Source organism: Flavobacterium frigidimaris (assembly GCF_002217275.1).
Taxonomy (GTDB): Bacteria; Bacteroidota; Bacteroidia; order Flavobacteriales; family Flavobacteriaceae; genus Flavobacterium; species Flavobacterium aquidurense.
In genome coordinates this window covers 55,209-72,384 of sequence record NZ_MUGV01000004.1, presented here as the reverse complement: position 1 = coordinate 72,384, position 17,176 = coordinate 55,209, and the positions used below count along the sequence as shown (strand labels likewise).

5 protein-coding genes are annotated in these 17,176 nt (G+C 38.7%); 2 read left to right on the top strand and 3 right to left on the bottom strand.

Annotated features, from left to right (window positions below; all coding sequences use genetic code 11):
• Positions 1-282: 282 nt before the first annotated feature.
• On the top strand, positions 283-2,034 hold the full coding sequence (locus tag B0A65_RS01415; protein WP_074658121.1) for an alkaline phosphatase D family protein: 1,752 nt from the start codon (positions 283-285) through the stop codon (positions 2,032-2,034).
• A gap of 479 nt (positions 2,035-2,513) precedes the next feature.
• On the opposite strand, the gene B0A65_RS01410 is transcribed toward B0A65_RS01415, so the two are convergent.
• From B0A65_RS01410 to B0A65_RS01395, 3 genes are all read right to left on the bottom strand, one after another.
• Complete coding sequence (locus B0A65_RS01410; protein WP_074658123.1) at positions 2,514-2,702, bottom strand: hypothetical protein; 189 nt, start codon at positions 2,700-2,702, stop codon at positions 2,514-2,516.
• 288 nt (positions 2,703-2,990) lie between these two features.
• Positions 2,991-3,554, bottom strand: a complete 564-nt coding sequence (locus B0A65_RS01400) for a DUF417 family protein (protein WP_074658125.1) — start codon at positions 3,552-3,554, stop codon at positions 2,991-2,993.
• Positions 3,555-3,634: 80 nt separating this feature from the next.
• Positions 3,635-4,489 (bottom strand): helix-turn-helix domain-containing protein, encoded by an 855-nt coding sequence (locus tag B0A65_RS01395; protein WP_074658127.1) that lies wholly within the window; start codon positions 4,487-4,489, stop codon positions 3,635-3,637.
• 536 nt (positions 4,490-5,025) lie between these two features.
• On the opposite strand from B0A65_RS01395, the gene B0A65_RS01390 reads away from it, so the two are divergent.
• A complete protein-coding gene (locus B0A65_RS01390) occupies positions 5,026-17,070 on the top strand; it encodes an Ig-like domain-containing protein (protein ID WP_083370384.1) in 12,045 nt (4,014 codons plus the stop codon).
• The last annotated feature ends 106 nt before the right edge of the window (positions 17,071-17,176 follow it).

The following is a 17,176-nucleotide window of genomic DNA, read 5'->3' as shown; positions in this document are numbered from 1 at the left end:
GCCTTCGCTTTTTGTGGCAAAAAAGGTATTAACTTCCATGCCACTGCTATTATCAAAACATTACAGAAGCAACATTTCACTCGATCAGGTTAAAAAAAGATAATATTTGAATCTTCTATTCAATATTCGTTGTTGAAAATGTAGTAACTCCAGTTTAAAGATCTTAAACAAATTAATAATTTATTAAAGTAAATGGATTGTTAATAGTAATAATAGGTAATGTTAAAAATGCCATAACTTGATTTGTAATATTAAATTGTTTTTTTGATATAAAAATTACTTATGGAAAATAAAAATGATTTAGGTAGAAGAAGGTTTCTTAGAAATTCTTTATTGGTTGCAGGTGGAGTTTTCATCGCCCCACTTATTGAAAGCTGCAGTGATGATGATAAAACAGATAACAGCGGTGCGCCAGATGGAATGAAGAATGAAGGCTTCGAGACAGGAGTAGCCAGTTTTGACCCTACTGAAACAGGAGTTATTATCTGGACAAGATATTCAGCAGGTTCAGATGCTGAAATTACCTGGGAGCTAAGTAAAGATGCCGCATTTTCTGAAGTAACAAGAAAAGGGCAGGCTGCAGCATCTTCTACAAATGATTTTACAATAGCAGTAGATGTTCAGAATATTCCTTCTAATACAAAATATTATTATAGATTTTATAATGCCAAAACCAAACAAGTAACTGTTACGGGAGAAACACGCACACTGCCGTCTAAAAAAGATATTGTAAATGATGTAAAAATGGCTGTTGTTTCCTGTTCTAATTTTCCTGCAGGACTTTTTAATGTGTATGGAGCGATTGCTTCTTCGGATGTCGATGTAGTGGTGCATCTAGGAGATTATATTTACGAATACGCGCCGGGACAATATGGAACAAATCCTTTTACTAACCCGCTGGGCAGAGAACATAAACCAGCGAGGGAGATTATTAACCTCAGTGATTACAGAGAACGATACAGACAATATAGAGGAGATAAAAATCTTCAGCTTCTGCATCAAAAAAAACCTTTTATATGTGTTTGGGATGACCATGAGTTTGCTAATGATACTTATAAATCCGGTGCAGAAAACCATCAGCCGGCCGAAGGAGATTTTCAGATGAGAAAAATGGCCGCTTTTCAAGCATACAGCGAATATATCCCGCTTAAAACGGGAAAAGATCTTAGAATTTACAGAAGTTTCAATTTTGGTAATATTCTTTCGCTTTACATGATGGATACCAGAGTTATTGCGAGAGATAAGCAGATGAGTTATTCTGATTATATTGATAATGTCGGAAATTTTGACCAGACAAAATTTAAAACGGATTTGTTAAGCACAAGCAGAAAATTAATTGGAAGTGAACAAATGGCATGGCTAGGTTCACAGATCAATGCAGATAGCGCTAAATGGAAAGTATTAGGCCAGCAGATCCTGATGACAAAAATGCTTATTCCAGCAGAGCTACTGCTGCTTTTGAACCAGGTTTTAGCAGAAGTGGATCATTTTGGAAGTGCCCAGCCAGCGACCATGCAGGCTCTTATTAGTGCAATCTCTGCACTTGTTGTTATTAAAATGAGACATAAACAAGGTGATCCTTCTTTAACTGCTCAGGAAATTGCGAGAGTTACGACAACTTTGCCATATAATCTGGATGCCTGGGATGGTTATTTTGCAGAAAGGGAACAATTGTATGCGATGCTTTCCGGAAAAAATGTTGTTGTTTTAGCTGGAGACACTCATAATGCATGGATGGGTAAACTTACCGATATGAAGGGAAATTTTATTGGAACTGAAATAGCTTGCAGTTCTGTTTCATCACCAGGATTGGAAGCTTATCTTGGAATTAGCTCAGACCCTTCAAAAGCGGTAGAATTAGCACAAGCATTTACAGTACTGATCGATGATTTAGAATATGCAAATTTATATAAGCGCGGATATACATATCTTAAATTTACGACATCTGGTTCTGAAGCCGAATGGCGTTTTGTAGACAGTGTAACAACCGAAACAACCAATACTATTACAGAAAAAAAATATACTATAGCATAGTTTATTTTTTTTATTCGGCACTGACTGAAATTTTTTCGGTAATGCAAATAAATAAATTGAAATTATAAATTAAATCGGGGCAGGAGAAATCTAGTTCCGATTTTTTATACCCCAGATCTCCGAAGTGTTCTGATGAAAGCTGCTGCAAATGTCTCTGACTTGCGCAATTCTTTTGTTTTTTAGAATTATAAACCTGATAAAAGTCTCCTGACTTTTAACTGTACACACTATTCACCGACATGTGCGATAATGCAACTGATAAGTAAAGAAATGAGAGATTATGTTTTGACGTTTCTGAATGATTGAAAAACAGGAATAAAAAACTGATAATTGAACTACTATTAAACTTTTATCTATCACGTTTGAAATCTGTCATCAAAAAAAAAAACAATAAAAAAACCTATTTTATTACAAAATAGGTTTTTTTTATTTTTTATAAGTAGTGAACACGAAGTTCTGAATTTCACGAAGCTTACATATTAATTCATAACCATTTCAGTATCCTCTGTGTTTGTATTGGGTAGTGAATTTTCACTTGGCTCATCCCAATGTCCCCAATCTCCTTTATACGGAGTGCGGTAGGCTACATCGCAATTATTTTCACCGTAAGCCATAACCTCATACGGACATTTTTTAATTTTCTGAGTTTGAATATTTAAGTTTTCCATGGCAGCTTTTATTTTTCGTAAAGATAGTAGCAACTTAAATCTGTTTGTTATACTTAAAGGGTTGATAGTTATGTAATTCCCATTAGTGTATTAAATATCAGTGGCGTATGATCCGAATAATAACGATCTTTTTCTTTATAAGCAGCCACATTTTAATATTGAGTTACTATGCTTTAGTAGAAGAAGCTTTTTTTCAAAATGTTTTCCCAATTAAACCCAAACTGATTTATTTCCAAAACTGACCTATAGAATAATTCGTTGTCATGATGTAATGGAAAACTATAAAAACTAATGCTTTCTTTTGAGATAAAGTGATGCTGATTGGCTCATTGTAATTAATGAAGCTCCAAGTATAACAATATCTTTTAGTACTAATCGTCCACGTCCGGATAAATAAGGAAATCCATATTGTTGATCTGTCAAATGCGGCACCCAACTTTCAGGAGTTGTCACTAAAAATGAAAGGGTACCAATCGTAAGGATAAACACCAGTATACTTCCAAACATACTTGCCAGAGGAGCCCAATTATGAATGGCAACCAGAAAAGCAATACCAATTAATAAAATTCCTAAGCCATTTGCAAAGCCATACGTATTGTTTTGAATGTTCCATTCGTGATTTTCGGCAATTAATTCACCTTCCTTATTGCTGTATTGTTTATACTCAGCTGGATTATCATAAAAAAAAGACATAAAAGGGCTGTTTGCTACAAAAGGAACTATTCCATCAGCTTCATAAGTAAAGAATTTAAGTCCGCCAATCCATAAAAAAACGATTACGATACCAGCACGTACGGCATTTTTTCCCAGCTTATCAAGATTTGCTATTGTGTTTAAAAGAGAATTTTTCATTGCTTTGTTTTTAAATTTTAGTTATAATTAACAAGGCAAATTTAGATCTGAAATAAGAATTAGGAAATGGATAAAAAACGCTATTCCTTAGACAAATCTGCCACAATAGAGATACCAGTTGTTTTCCGGAAGGTCTGAGGAGAAACTTTTGTCATTTTTTTAAATACTCTGCTAAAATAGTATTCATCCTGAAATTTTAATGCATAGGCGATTTCTTTAATACTAAAGCGGGTAAGATGAAGCTGTTTTTTTGCCTCTAAAATTAATCTTTCCTGAATCATTTGTGTCGGCGTCTTATTGAAGCGTCTGCCACATTGCTTAGTGAAATTATTAGCTGTCATTGACAATATTGAAGCGTAATCACCAGGTTTGTGAAGGGATAAGAAATTTTCCTCGAGCAGTATTTTGAACTGGTCCATCTTCTCATCTTTTTGTAGATTTTGTTTTTCACTGGTTGTTTTCAGACTACTTGATTTGGCAAGTACAAGCTGAAGATAGGAACGCAATACAATTTCTGAAGGCACTGGTTCTTTAATTTCATCAATAATCTGATCGAATAATTGACAGTATAATACATGCTGTTCAGTAGTTAATTTTATTGAAGGCTCAACGTAAATATTGTTAAACAATAAACCGTTGCAGGCAACTTCTTTTCTATGGTATTCAATGCAATAAAAGTCACCGTGAAATTGTAATGTAGTGTATTTCAGTGGACTAATTTCTTTGATGGATATGGACTGTTGTGGTGTTGAAAACAATATTGCTGGGGCCTTAAAAGAAAAAGAAGCAAAATCTGCCTGATAAATTCCTTCTCCTTTGCTGATTAGTAAAACAGTATATTCACTAAATTGTACGGTTATATCTAAAAATGAATTGTTTTCAGATTTTTCTACTCCTAAAAGTAAGGTTTTATTTTCTGAAAATACTTTGTTCATGTTGTAGGGAGTTGAATTATATGATAGTAAATTTAGAAAATGAATTCTGGTTATTCAAAATTATTACTACACTTAAGAATCAAATATCGGAATTATATATGATGGTAGAACAATAGAGACCTTTTGTAAAATGCTTGTAATCAAACACGTAACTGAATGTTTCATATTGCACTATTTATGTTGCATTTTATAATATGCTACAACGTTTAAATCGAATTAAATTAATTTTCTTACATTTTTATTTACTTTGTAGATGAATCAATATAATTTTCATTTTCAAAAATTTTTTATTTTACTATCTGCACAATTTCTATAAATCTTCGCTGTAAAATCATACTATGCCATATTACCTGATTATTATAAAAATTATTTTTTGTTGAAGGGATGTGACGCCTGAAACAAACAGTTTTCAATCAATGCCCCAAATAAATAGCAACTCTTACTGGAAAATTACATTAACGGAACAAATCCGTGCAGGTGATTTCTGGAATTAATTTGATAAGTATCCAAGAATATAAATACTAATATATAATGTCATGAGAAAACTCTACTTTATGTTTTTGGCTTTTTTTTTGTTTTTTGTCAGTACTGCAAAAGGAGCTACTTATTATTGGGTAGGAGGTACGGGAAACTGGAATGTAATAAGTAACTGGGCGACCACTAGTGGCGGTACAGTTCATTATACCAGTATTCCTTCCTCTACTGATGATGTAATATTTGATAGTAATGCTAATTATCAGGTTACAATTTCAGCTGGCGCTTGCCATAATATGAGATGGATTGGGACAGGAGCAGCCCGAATGGTTCTTTCAGGCAAGTTAGATATTTCAGGTTCCTTAGAATTGCAATCAGGGATGCAAATGTATGCTAGTGCAAGTAATACCTCAATCTCCCTTACCTTTTCTGCTACCACAACAGGCAATACTATTAAAACTAATGGAGTGGTTATAGGCAATGGTAGCGGTGCTGCTTTTGGGGTGGGTGTAATTTTTAAAGGCATTGGTGGAGGATGGATATTGAACGATGATTACATTACCACGAAGGGTGCTGCAATAACGCTTACTGCCGGAAGTTTAAACTTTGGAGGTAAAATGGTTTCTATAGATACATTTACCGATGGAGGTACTCCTAATACTTTAGTACATGCTTTGAATATTGCCGGCTCTAACATTACCTTGTTTGCAACAACCATTCCTGGAGGAGGAACTATTACAAACAGCGGTTGGAATTATAGTTCTGCAAGTGGGTTAACTTTGTCCGCAGCGATGTCGATGGGTTCTACCATTACAATTAATAACTTTACAAGTACCGGTGTTGTCACAAAAATAAATGATTTTTACAATGATATAATTTTGCTAAAAGGAGCAACAACTGTCAATAGTATTGGTACTGGTGAAACTTCATTCAACCATTTTACGACTTATGATGATACTTTTTTTAGTGGTAATAGTTTTAATTATCTTAATTTATTAGGTAAAGGTTCCTATACTTTTACAAGTGGTGCAGTCAACCCAATTATTATAAAGAATGCCTTAGTAGCCCAACCTAGCGCTTGTGGCGGAACCATTGGTTTAAATGCAGAAAATTCAACTAAACTTGCAAACCAAACTCAGTTCACGTTTGCTGCAGGAGCAACTGCCACAGTGCAAAATGCTTTGATTCGTAATATTGCCACAAGTGGATTAATACCAAATGCTGTTAATTCGGTAGATTTAGGTAATAATACAGGATGGAGTTTTACAGGTACTGGCACTACATATTATTGGATAGAGGGGCAGGGTAACTGGAATGATGTTGCGCATTGGTCATTGACCAGCGGCGGGGCGGCGGGAGGTTGTGTTCCAACAGCCTTTGACAATGTTATATTTGATAATAATTCTGGTTCTTCCGTAATAGTTACAATAGACGAAACAGCATCTTGTAACAATATTATCTGGAACAATGCACCAGGAGCAGTATTTAATGTAAACGATAAATTCTTTATTAGCGGTTCACTTACTTTACAGCCTGGTATGGCTATGAATGTGGCTTCTATTACTAATGTCATCAATTTTGTAGGTAATACAGCCAATACCATTACAACCAATGGCGTAACAATTAATGTTGATTCTCCGCCCTTTCGGAATAATGATATTATTACATTTAGTCGTTCAGGGGGATCTTGGACGTTGATGGATGATTTTAACGCTCCTTATGCGTCACTTGACTTGAATGTAGGTGATTTAAACTTTGGCGGAAAAAATGCAACGATATTCTCTTTCAAAGTTAGTACTCCCAATATAGCGGGCTCTGCTAAATTAGAAATTAACAATTCTACTATCACTTGTAAAATTAGTGCTGCTTTAGGTTATCTTAATTATGTAGGGTGGTCAGATCACACAAGCGGAACTTTCGCAGGGCCAGCTATATCGGCTCTCAATACAAGCGGCTCTACAATAATATTGGATGATTCGAAGTTTGATACCCATTCATCAATTTACAACAATATTTTCTTTAATGGATCTACCTCTTCTTCTCTTTTTGACTCTTATGCTACTGTTACAGGCAATACAACTATCAGCAATCTAACGTTTTTAGGCAATGGATCAATAGCAGACAAAATACAGGCAAAAATAGGAACGCTTGCTTTGTCTCCCGGCAGTAGTTACCTATTTCCTGTTCCAACGACGACTCCAGTCTCTAATGGTATTGTTACCGTAACCACTGCATTGAATGCAAACGGAGGTCTTTGTTCTGGCATTATTAGCATTGCATCAAGTGCAGAGGGTACACAATCCACCATTGCGGCCACGGGTAGTACAGTAAATGTTAATAATGCTATTTTGCGCGATATCAAAATAACAGGTAGCACCCCATACGTGGCAACAAATTCAACAGATGAAGGTAACAATAGCGGTTGGAATTTCACAGCACCTATTGTGCACAATTATTATTGGGTAGGTGGTGACGGTAATTGGAACGACCCTATGCATTGGGCAAATAGTAGTGGTGGTATACCCGGCAGTGGTTGTATCCCTACAGCAAGTGATAATGTGTTTTTTGATGGAGGGTCAAGCTTTGTAGCCGGTTCTACAGTAGTGGTAGATGGTAATGCTTATTGTAACAATATGACTTGGAGCGGCAGCACTATACCGGCAACTTTAGATGTAGAAAATCCTTTAAGTATCTTCGGATCATTAGAATTGCAATCAGGAATGACTTTAAAAGGAAACACAGATGGCGGTACAAGTAATATAAGTTATCTCAACTTTACAGGCAGCACGCCTGGTAACACTATTAAAAGTAATGGCGTGGTTATTAACATACCCGCTTCGACGCAACCAAATGGACTCGTGTTTAACGGTACAAATACTGCGTCATGGAAAGTACTAGACCCATTGACGGTGGCATCATGGGTGACACTTTCTGGTGGTAATTTAAATTTTAATGGACAAATAGTCTCTATGGGAGCTTTCACCACTGGAAGCGGACCGGTTGATAAATCCCGTAGTTTAAACATAGCAGGTTCTGCGATAACATTAAAAGGCGGTCTCGCAGCTATGGCGGCAGCATGGAATTATAATGTATCTGGCGCAGCAGCACTGACAAGTAATGAAACAACTGGTTCAATTATTACATTTGCAATAGCGAGTCAAACTATTACTGCAAAAGCTACTGATGTCTATAATAACTTAATTATTAAAGCATCAGGAGTTAGTATTAACGGTGGAATCTATAATAAAGTTGACTTTACAGGTGCCACCACAAATAGTTTTGCAACATTTAATAATTCTCCAGTAATTGACATTCTTACTATGAAATCTGGTGGAACATATTCCATACAAACAGGCTCGACGCTTACTCTCAATAAGGTATTATCTCCTAACGGTACGCCATGTAATATAACTAAGATAAATTCAACCACTAATGGCGTACAAGCAAATATAAGTATGCCATCGAGCGCGGCCAATTTTCCAAATAATATTTATGGGATAGATTTTGTACAAATGCAAGATATTAATGCTATAACCCCTTCATCAGATCCATCTCGTGCACAAATGAAGGTAGGAAATAATAGTACGGCTGAAAATCGTAACAATACAGGTTGGATTATAGTACCTCATACTTCAACTCCTGTGGTGGATGGTTTAGGTACTAACAGAACATTGGGTTGTAAAGATTTTCCTTATGTATTGACTACGACGACTTTTTTTCCAAACCCAGAGGCAACATTTAAATGGAATGATAACTCGACAGGAGATACATTAACAGTAACAGGCCCCGGTACCTATAGCGTAACCGTTACTTATGGGGCAGGTTGTGTGTTAAGTGCGAGTGTAACTTTGAGCTTAACCCCTAATCCTGTTTTAAGCATAGCATCTGCCTTACCTACTTGCAAGGAAGTCGAAGTTATATTGTCTGGAACAGGTTTAACAGGTTCTTCTGCAAATGAAACTTATACTCTTCAAAGCGTCAGTCCGGCAAATGCCATGTCTGGATTGCCTGTAATACAATACAATGATGCTATTTTTCATCTTCCGGTTGGAGTAACAGACGCAACTTTTACTATAACAGATAATAATAGTGGTTGTATAAGTGCGCCAGTGACTACAGGTTCGTTGCCCGCATTGCTTTCTCATGCAGTAATAACTGGCGGAGTATCGGTGCTTTGTGCGGGTAGCACTGCGGTTTCGGCCTTTACGGCAGATTTGCCAGACGGTACATGGAGCGTTAGCGATACTGCTGTAGCTTCTATTACGGCAGGGGGTATTTTGACTGCATTGACGGTACCTGTAGCAACAACTGAAAATGTTATTTACACAACAGAAAATGGTTGTATTACAATGAAAGAGGTCACTATTAATCCTGCTCCAATTATTAATGGAGCTGTTACACTTTGTGGCGGTAGTACAACAACCCTGACAGCAACAGGAGGTATAGGAACATGGAGTAGCCAAACGCCACTAATAGCAACGGTAGATGGAAGTGGTGTAGTAGAAGGTATAAGTGCGGGAACAGCACAAATCACTTATACGCTAACAGATACTGGTTGTGCGGCTACTTATAATGTTACAATTAATTCTCCTACATTAATTGTAACGGTTCCTGCAGCTGTATGTTCAGGCACACCGGTTGACTTGACCGCTCCAGCAGTAACGGCTGGAAGCACGGCAAACCTGACGTTTACTTATTTTACAGATGCTGCAGGCACAACGGTACTTGCAAATCCAGATACGGTAACAGCAAGCGGTATTTACTACATTAAAGGAACTACACCAGAAGGATGTTCAGCAATCCAAAGTGTCACTGTTGCAGTTAATCCGCTCCCGGTTGTTGCAATAAGTAACCCACCGGCAGTATGCTGGCCGGCAACAGTAGATATTACCTCAGCATCAGTAACGACAGGGAGTACAGCAAATTTAACCTATGCTTATTTTAGCGACGCAGCAGGTACACAGCCTTTGGCTAATGCCAATGCCATCACAGCAAGTGATACATATTATATTCAGGGAACTGATCCTGTTACAGGATGTAGTTCTATGAGTTCGTTGAACGTAATAGTTAATCTACAGCCAGATGCATTATTTACCTACGATGCGATCAATAATGACAATGATGAATATACTTTTACCCCAATTTCTGTTTTGGCAGGGCTGACGTATGCCTGGAATTTTGGCGATGGTACGACTTCTACTGCGGCTATACCAACGCATCAGTATAATGTAGTGGGTAACTATACTATAATACTTACTGTTACCAATCCCAATGGTTGTACAGCCACCACAACTGAGGCAATTAATATCACTAAAAACCCTAATGTGGCAGCTGATATTTCAGTATTTCCTGTTAACCAGTGTGTTGTTGGAAATATCTTTCAATTTTCCAGCGCCTCTACTGTAGCAGGAGGCTATTCAATAACAAGCCTCACTTGGGATTTTGGCGATGGTAGCCCAGTAAGTAATGATCTAAATCCTTCACATGGTTACGCTGCGGCAGGAACCTACATCCTAAGTCTCCAGGCTACCGCCAGTAATGGGATAGATACTTTTTCTGATAATGCTACAAGCTCGATTGTTGTGATTGCGACACCTGTAGTAAATGTTATCAACCCGGCATCAGTATGCTCAAACGCTACAGTAAATATTACTGCTGCTGCGGTAACCTCAGGAAGTACACCAGGTTTAGTTTTTACCTATTTCAGTGATTCATTAGCGACACAGCCTTTAATCAACGCTAACGCCATCGCAGCAAGCGGCACTTACTATATTAAAGGAACAACACCAGAAGGATGTTTTGCAATAAGTCCGGTACAGGTAACGATTAATCCGATTCCTACGGTAACAACAGTTGCTCCGGCAGCTGTATGTTCAGGCACGCCAGTTAACTTAACCTTGCCGGAAGTAACGGCTGGAAGCACGGCAAACCTGATTTTTTCCTATTTTACAGACGCCGCAGGCACAACTGTTCTTGCAACGCCAAGCGCAGTAGCAACAGGTGGGACCTATTACATAAAAGGCACAACAGCAGCGGGATGTTCGGCAATAAGTTCGGTTCAGGTAACGGTTAATCCAATACCGGTTGTAAATGTAACCAATCCGTCAGCAGTGTGTTCCGGCACGTCGGTTAACCTGACTTTGCCTGCAGTAACAACCGGAAGCACAGCCAATCTGACTTTTACCTATTTTACAGACGCCGCAGCTACAACAGTTCTTGCAACACCAAACGCAGTAACGATAAGCGGTATCTATTACATAAAAGGTACGACTGCAGCCGGATGTTCGGCAATCCAGAGTGTAATGGTAACGGTTAATCCGACTCCTACAGTGATAACAGTTGCTCCGGCTGCAGTATGTTTCGATACAGCATTGGACCTGACATTACCTCAAGTTACTGCAGGAAGTACGGCCAACCTGACTTTTACTTATTTTACAGATCCAGCAGGCACAAATGTTCTTTCAACACCAAGCGCAGTAACAACAGGTGGCACCTATTACATAAAAGGGACAACAGCAGCGGGATGTTCGGCAATAAGTCCGGTACAGGTAACTATTAATCCAATACCGGTTGTAAATGTTACAGAACCAGTAGCAGTATGTTCAGGCACAGCAGTTGACCTGACCGTGCCTGCAGTAACGGCAGGAAGTACAGCCAACCTGACTTTTACTTATTTTACAGATGCCGCAGGAACGGCAGTTCTTGTAACTCCAAACGCAGTATTGACTGGAGGCACCTATTACATAAAAGGCACAACAGCAGCGGGATGTTCGGCAATAATTCAGGTTCAGGTAACCATTAATCCAATACCGGTTGTAAATGTTTCCAATCCGGTAGCAGTATGTTCAGGCACGCCAGTCGACCTGACTTTGCCAGAGATAACGTCTGGAAGTACATCTAACCTTACATTTACTTATTTCACAGATGCTACAGGCACTGCAGTTCTAACTAATGCTGATGCAGTAACGACAGATGGAACTTATTATATTAAAGGAACCACGCCCGAAGGATGTTCGGCAATTAGCCCGGTACAGGTAACAGTTAATCCAATACCGATTGTAAATGTTACCGATCCCGCAGTAACATGTTCAGACACACCAGTTGATTTGACTACAGTGACAGTAACGGCTGGCAGTACGGCAAACCTGACGTTTACCTATTTTACCGATATTACAGCCACAACGGTTCTTGCCAATCCAGATGCTATTACAGCAAGCGGTACCTATTACATACAAGGCACAACAATAGCGGGATGTTCGGCAATAAGTCCGGTGCAGGTAACTGTTAATCCAATACCAATATTAAATATTACTAATCGGGTACCAGTATGTTCCGGCACATCAGTTGATTTGACTGCTGCTGCAGTCACGGCAGACAGCACATCAAACCTGACTTTCACCTATTTTACAGATGCCGCAGGAACAACAGTTCTTGCCAATCCAAATGTAGTAACAGCAAGCGGTACTTACTACATAAGAGGCACAACAGCATTCGGATGTTCGGTAATAAGTCCGGTACAAGTAACGGTTAATCCGACTCCTACATTAATTGCAACAGCTCCTTCAGCTGTATGCTCAGGCAAGTTTGTTGATTTGACCACAGCTGCAGTCACGGCAGGCAGCACATCAAACCTGACCTTTACCTATTTTACAGATGCGGCAGGCACAGCAGTTCTTTCTAATCCAGATGCAGTTACAGCAGGCGGTATTTATTATATTAAAGGAAGCACCCCGGAAGGCTGTTCTGTAATCCAAAGTGTTGCGGTAACGATTAATCCACTTCCAGTTGTAGCAATTATTAATCCAGCGGCTGTATGCTGGCCGGCAACAGTAGATTTAACTTCAGCATTAATAACTACAGGAAGTACGGCAAATTTAACCTATGCCTATTTTAGTGATGCAGCAGGCACACAGCCTTTAGCCAATGCCAATGCCATCACAGCAAGTGATACTTATTATATACAGGGAACCGATCCTGCGACAGGATGTAGTACGATGAGTTCTGTAAATGTGATAGTTAATCTACAGCCAGATGCATCATTCACCTACCATGCTGTCAATAATGCGAATGATCAATATACTTTTACTCCAATTTCTACTACAGCAGGAATGAGCTATAGCTGGGATTTCGGCGATGGTACGACTTCTAATACAGCTCTTCCAACGCACCAATATAATGTAGTGGGTAATTATAGTATAAAGCTTAGCGCTACCAATTCCAATGGTTGTACAGCCATCACAACTGAGGCGATTACTATTACTAAAAATCCGAATGTAGCAGCAGATATTTCAATTAATCCTGTTAATCAATGCTTTATTGGAAACACATTTCAGCTTACCAGTACTTCTACTGTAGCAGCAGGCTATTCAATTACAGATCTCATTTGGGACTTCGGTGATGGTACGCCGGTAAGTAATATGTTAAACCCTTCACATACTTACACTGCACCAGGTACCTATATAATAAACCTGCAGGCTACTGCCAGTAATGGGGTTACTACTTTTTCTGATAATGCTACGAGCTCAATTATTGTGATTGCGACACCTATAGTAAACGTTACTAACCCGGCGTCAGTATGCTCAGACAACACAGTAGATATTACTGCAGCGGCAGTAACCTCAGGAAGTACACCAGGTTTAATTTTTACCTATTTTACAGACGTCGCAGACACAACAGTTCTTGCCAATCCAGATGCAGTAGCAGTAAGCGGTATTTATTATATTAAAGGAAACACACCAGAAGGATGTTCGGCAATCAGCCCGGTGCAGGTAACGGTTAATCCAATACCGCTACTAAATATTACTAATCCGGCAGCAGTATGTTCCGGCACATCAGTTGATTTGACTGCTGCTGCAGTGACGGCAGGCAGCACATCAAACCTGACTTTTACCTATTTTACAGATGCCGCAGGAACAATAGTTCTTACCAATCCAAATGCAGTAACAGCAGGTGATACTTATTACATAAAAGGCACAACAGCATCGGGATGTTCGGCAATTAGTCCGGTACAAGTAACGGTTAATCCGACTCCTACATTAATTGCAACAGCTCCTTCATCTGTATGCTCAGGCAAGTTTGTTGATTTGACCACAGCTGCAGTCACGGCAGGCAGCACATCAAACCTGACCTTTACCTATTTTACAGATGCGGCAGGCACAGCAGTTCTTTCTAATCCAGATGCAGTTACAGCAGGTGGTATTTATTATATTAAAGGAAGCACCCCGGAAGGATGTTCTGTAATCCAAAGTGTTGCGGTAACGATTAATCCACTCCCAGTTGTAGCAATTATTAATCCAGCGGCTGTATGCTGGCCGGCAACAGTAGATTTAACTTCAGCATCCATAACTACAGGAAGCACAGCAAATTTAACCTATGCTTATTTTAGTGATGCAGCAGGCACACAGCCTTTAGCCAATGCCGATGCCATCAGAGCAAGTGATACTTATTATATTCAGGGAACTGATCCTCTTACGGGATGCACTTCTATTAGTTCAGTAAATGTGATAGTTAATCTACTACCGGATGCATCATTTACTTACGATGCGATCAATAATGTGAATGATCAATATACTTTTACTCCAATTTCTACTACAGCAGGAATGAGCTATAGCTGGGATTTTGGCGATGGTACAACTTCTAATACAGCTCTTCCAATGCACCAATATGATGTAGTGGGTAATTACACCATAACGCTCACTGTTAGTAACCCAAGTGGTTGTACAGCCACCACAACTGAGGCGATTATGATTAGTAAAAACCCTAATGTGGCAGCAGATATTTCAGTTAATCCTGTCAATCAGTGTTTTATTGGAAACTCATTTCAATTTAACAGTGCCTCTACTGTAGCAGCAGGTTATTCAATAACAGGTCTCATTTGGGATTTTGGTGATGGTACGCCGGTAAGTAATATATTAAACCCTTCCCATAGTTATACTGCGCCAGGTACCTATATAATAAACCTGCAGGTTACTGCCAGTAATGGGGTTACTACTTTTTCTGATAGTGCTACGAGCTCAATTATTGTGCTTGTAACACCTGTAGTAAACATTACTAACCCGGCGCCAGTATGCTCAGACAACACAGTAGATATTACTGCAGCGGCAGTAACCTCAGGAAGTACACCAGGTTTAATTTTTACCTATTTTACAGATTTCGCAGGTACCACAGTTCTTGTCAATCCAGATGCAGTAACAGCAGGCGGTACCTATTACATAAAAGGCACAACAGCTGCGGGTTGTTCGGCAATCAGTCCGGTAGAGGTAACAGTTAACCCAATACCAATATTAAATATTACCAATCCGGCAGCAGTATGTTCAGGTACTTCGGTTGATTTGACTGCACCAGCAGTAACGAATGGAAGTACACCAAACCTAATCTTTAATTATTTTGCAGATGCCGCAGGTACAGTAGTTCTTGATAATCCAAATGCTGTAACAGCAGGTGATACTTATTACATAAAGGGAACTACACCAGAAGGATGCTCGGCAATCAGTCCGGTAACGGTAGCGGTAAATGTATTGCCGAGAATAACGGTTGTTAACCCGTCGGCAATTTGTGCCGGATCGAGTGTAAACCTTAGAACTGCAGTAGGTGGCGCTTCAACTTATGTCTATTATGCTTCTGATCAGATTACAGTATTAACTTCGGCTATAGTACGACCTGTTTCAACGACAGATTACTATGTACAAGGTGTATCTGCCGAGGGTTGTGCATCGGTTAAACATAAAATTACAGTAACTGTAAATACTTTACCGGCAGTGCCAGTTATTAGCATATCAGGGACAACAACTATATGTACTGGTACTAGTAGAACCATAAGTGCAACAGGAACAGGAACTTTTCAATGGTACAAAGACGGCAATGCAATTGTTGGAGCTATAAAATCATCGTATGTAATAAGAGAGGCAGCGGTTTCAGATTCTGGAAGTTACACTGTTACGGTAAGTAATGGTCTATGTATCTCAATACTGAGTAATGTAATTACATTAACAGTCAACAATTGTTTGCCTCAGTTTACTATTCTTAAGTCAGTTAAAGATGCTAATAACAATGGCAAAGCTGAACCTAATGAAGAATTGACTTATGTTATAACGGTTAAGAATACCGGAAGTACAACAATCAAAAATGTAAGCGTAAGTGATGCTGTACCTACAAAAACGGCTTATGTAAGCGGCGGAACATTCAATGCAGGTATAGTAAATTTTGCTGCAAACAATTTGGCAGTAGGAGCGAGCATAAGTTTTAATTTCAAGGTTAAAGTAGTTTCGGACCTAACCGGAGTTTCAGCAATTTCAAATATGGCAACCGGATCAGGAGACGGAACTGTTGTACCTTCTACTCCTGAAGACCCTAACAATCCAGGTAATCCAGATCCTAAGTGTACAGGAAGCTGTTCTACAGATATTACAACTAATGCTATATCAAGTATTGCCGTAATCAAAAGAGCAGTATTTGTTGATGAAAACAACGATGGATTTGCTCAGGTTGGCGAAACTATTAAGTATAGTTTTGAAGTTAAAAATACTGGGGATACACCATTAACCGATATTTTTATAACTGATAATTTATCTGGTTTAGTATTAATTGGCAGTCCTTTCAGTTTAGCCCCGGGACAAATTAATTCAACAAATTTCACTGCAAGTTATGCAATTACGAAGGTCGATATTGATGCTGGGTTCATAATTAATCAGGCTTTGGCAGAAGGAACAACCCCTTCAGGAGCAAAAATCATTGCGCTTTCTGATAATGATAATTTCATAGATGAGAACCCTACTGTTATTGAAATTGTAGCACAGGATTGTGTCATAAAGGTCTTTAATGCAGTTTCTTTAAATGAGGATGGCATTAACGATGAATTTCGTATTCAGGGACTGGAGTGTTATCCTAATAATAGTGTTGAAATTTATAATCGATGGGGAGTAAGGGTATTTGAAACCTCAGGTTATGGCGCAAATGGGAATGTATTCAAAGGATATTCGGATGGAAGAAGTACTATTGGAAGAGGTAAACGCTTACCAGACGGGACTTATTTCTACATCTTGAAATATTTGGACGAAACTTTGCATGAGATGCATGATAAATCAGGTTATCTCTATATTACAAAATAAATTAAATAAAAGGTAATAGGTGAGTTACGTATTTAGAGTTAAACTTTCCATTTATCGGCCTTGTCGGTACAATTAGAAAATTAAATACGGAAGAAAGCTCGGGAAA

Bases quoted from the DNA above. Each gene is read 5' to 3' on its own strand.
- B0A65_RS01415 (WP_074658121.1), top strand. From the start codon at position 283: ATGGAAAATAAAAATGATTTAGGTAGAAGAAGGTTTCTTAGAAATTCT.
- B0A65_RS01410 (WP_074658123.1), bottom strand. From the start codon at position 2,702: ATGGAAAACTTAAATATTCAAACTCAGAAAATTAAAAAATGTCCGTAT.
- B0A65_RS01395 (WP_074658127.1), bottom strand. From the start codon at position 4,489: ATGAACAAAGTATTTTCAGAAAATAAAACCTTACTTTTAGGAGTAGAA.
- B0A65_RS01390 (WP_083370384.1), top strand. From the start codon at position 5,026: ATGAGAAAACTCTACTTTATGTTTTTGGCTTTTTTTTTGTTTTTTGTC.
- B0A65_RS01400 (WP_074658125.1), bottom strand. From the start codon at position 3,554: ATGAAAAATTCTCTTTTAAACACAATAGCAAATCTTGATAAGCTGGGA.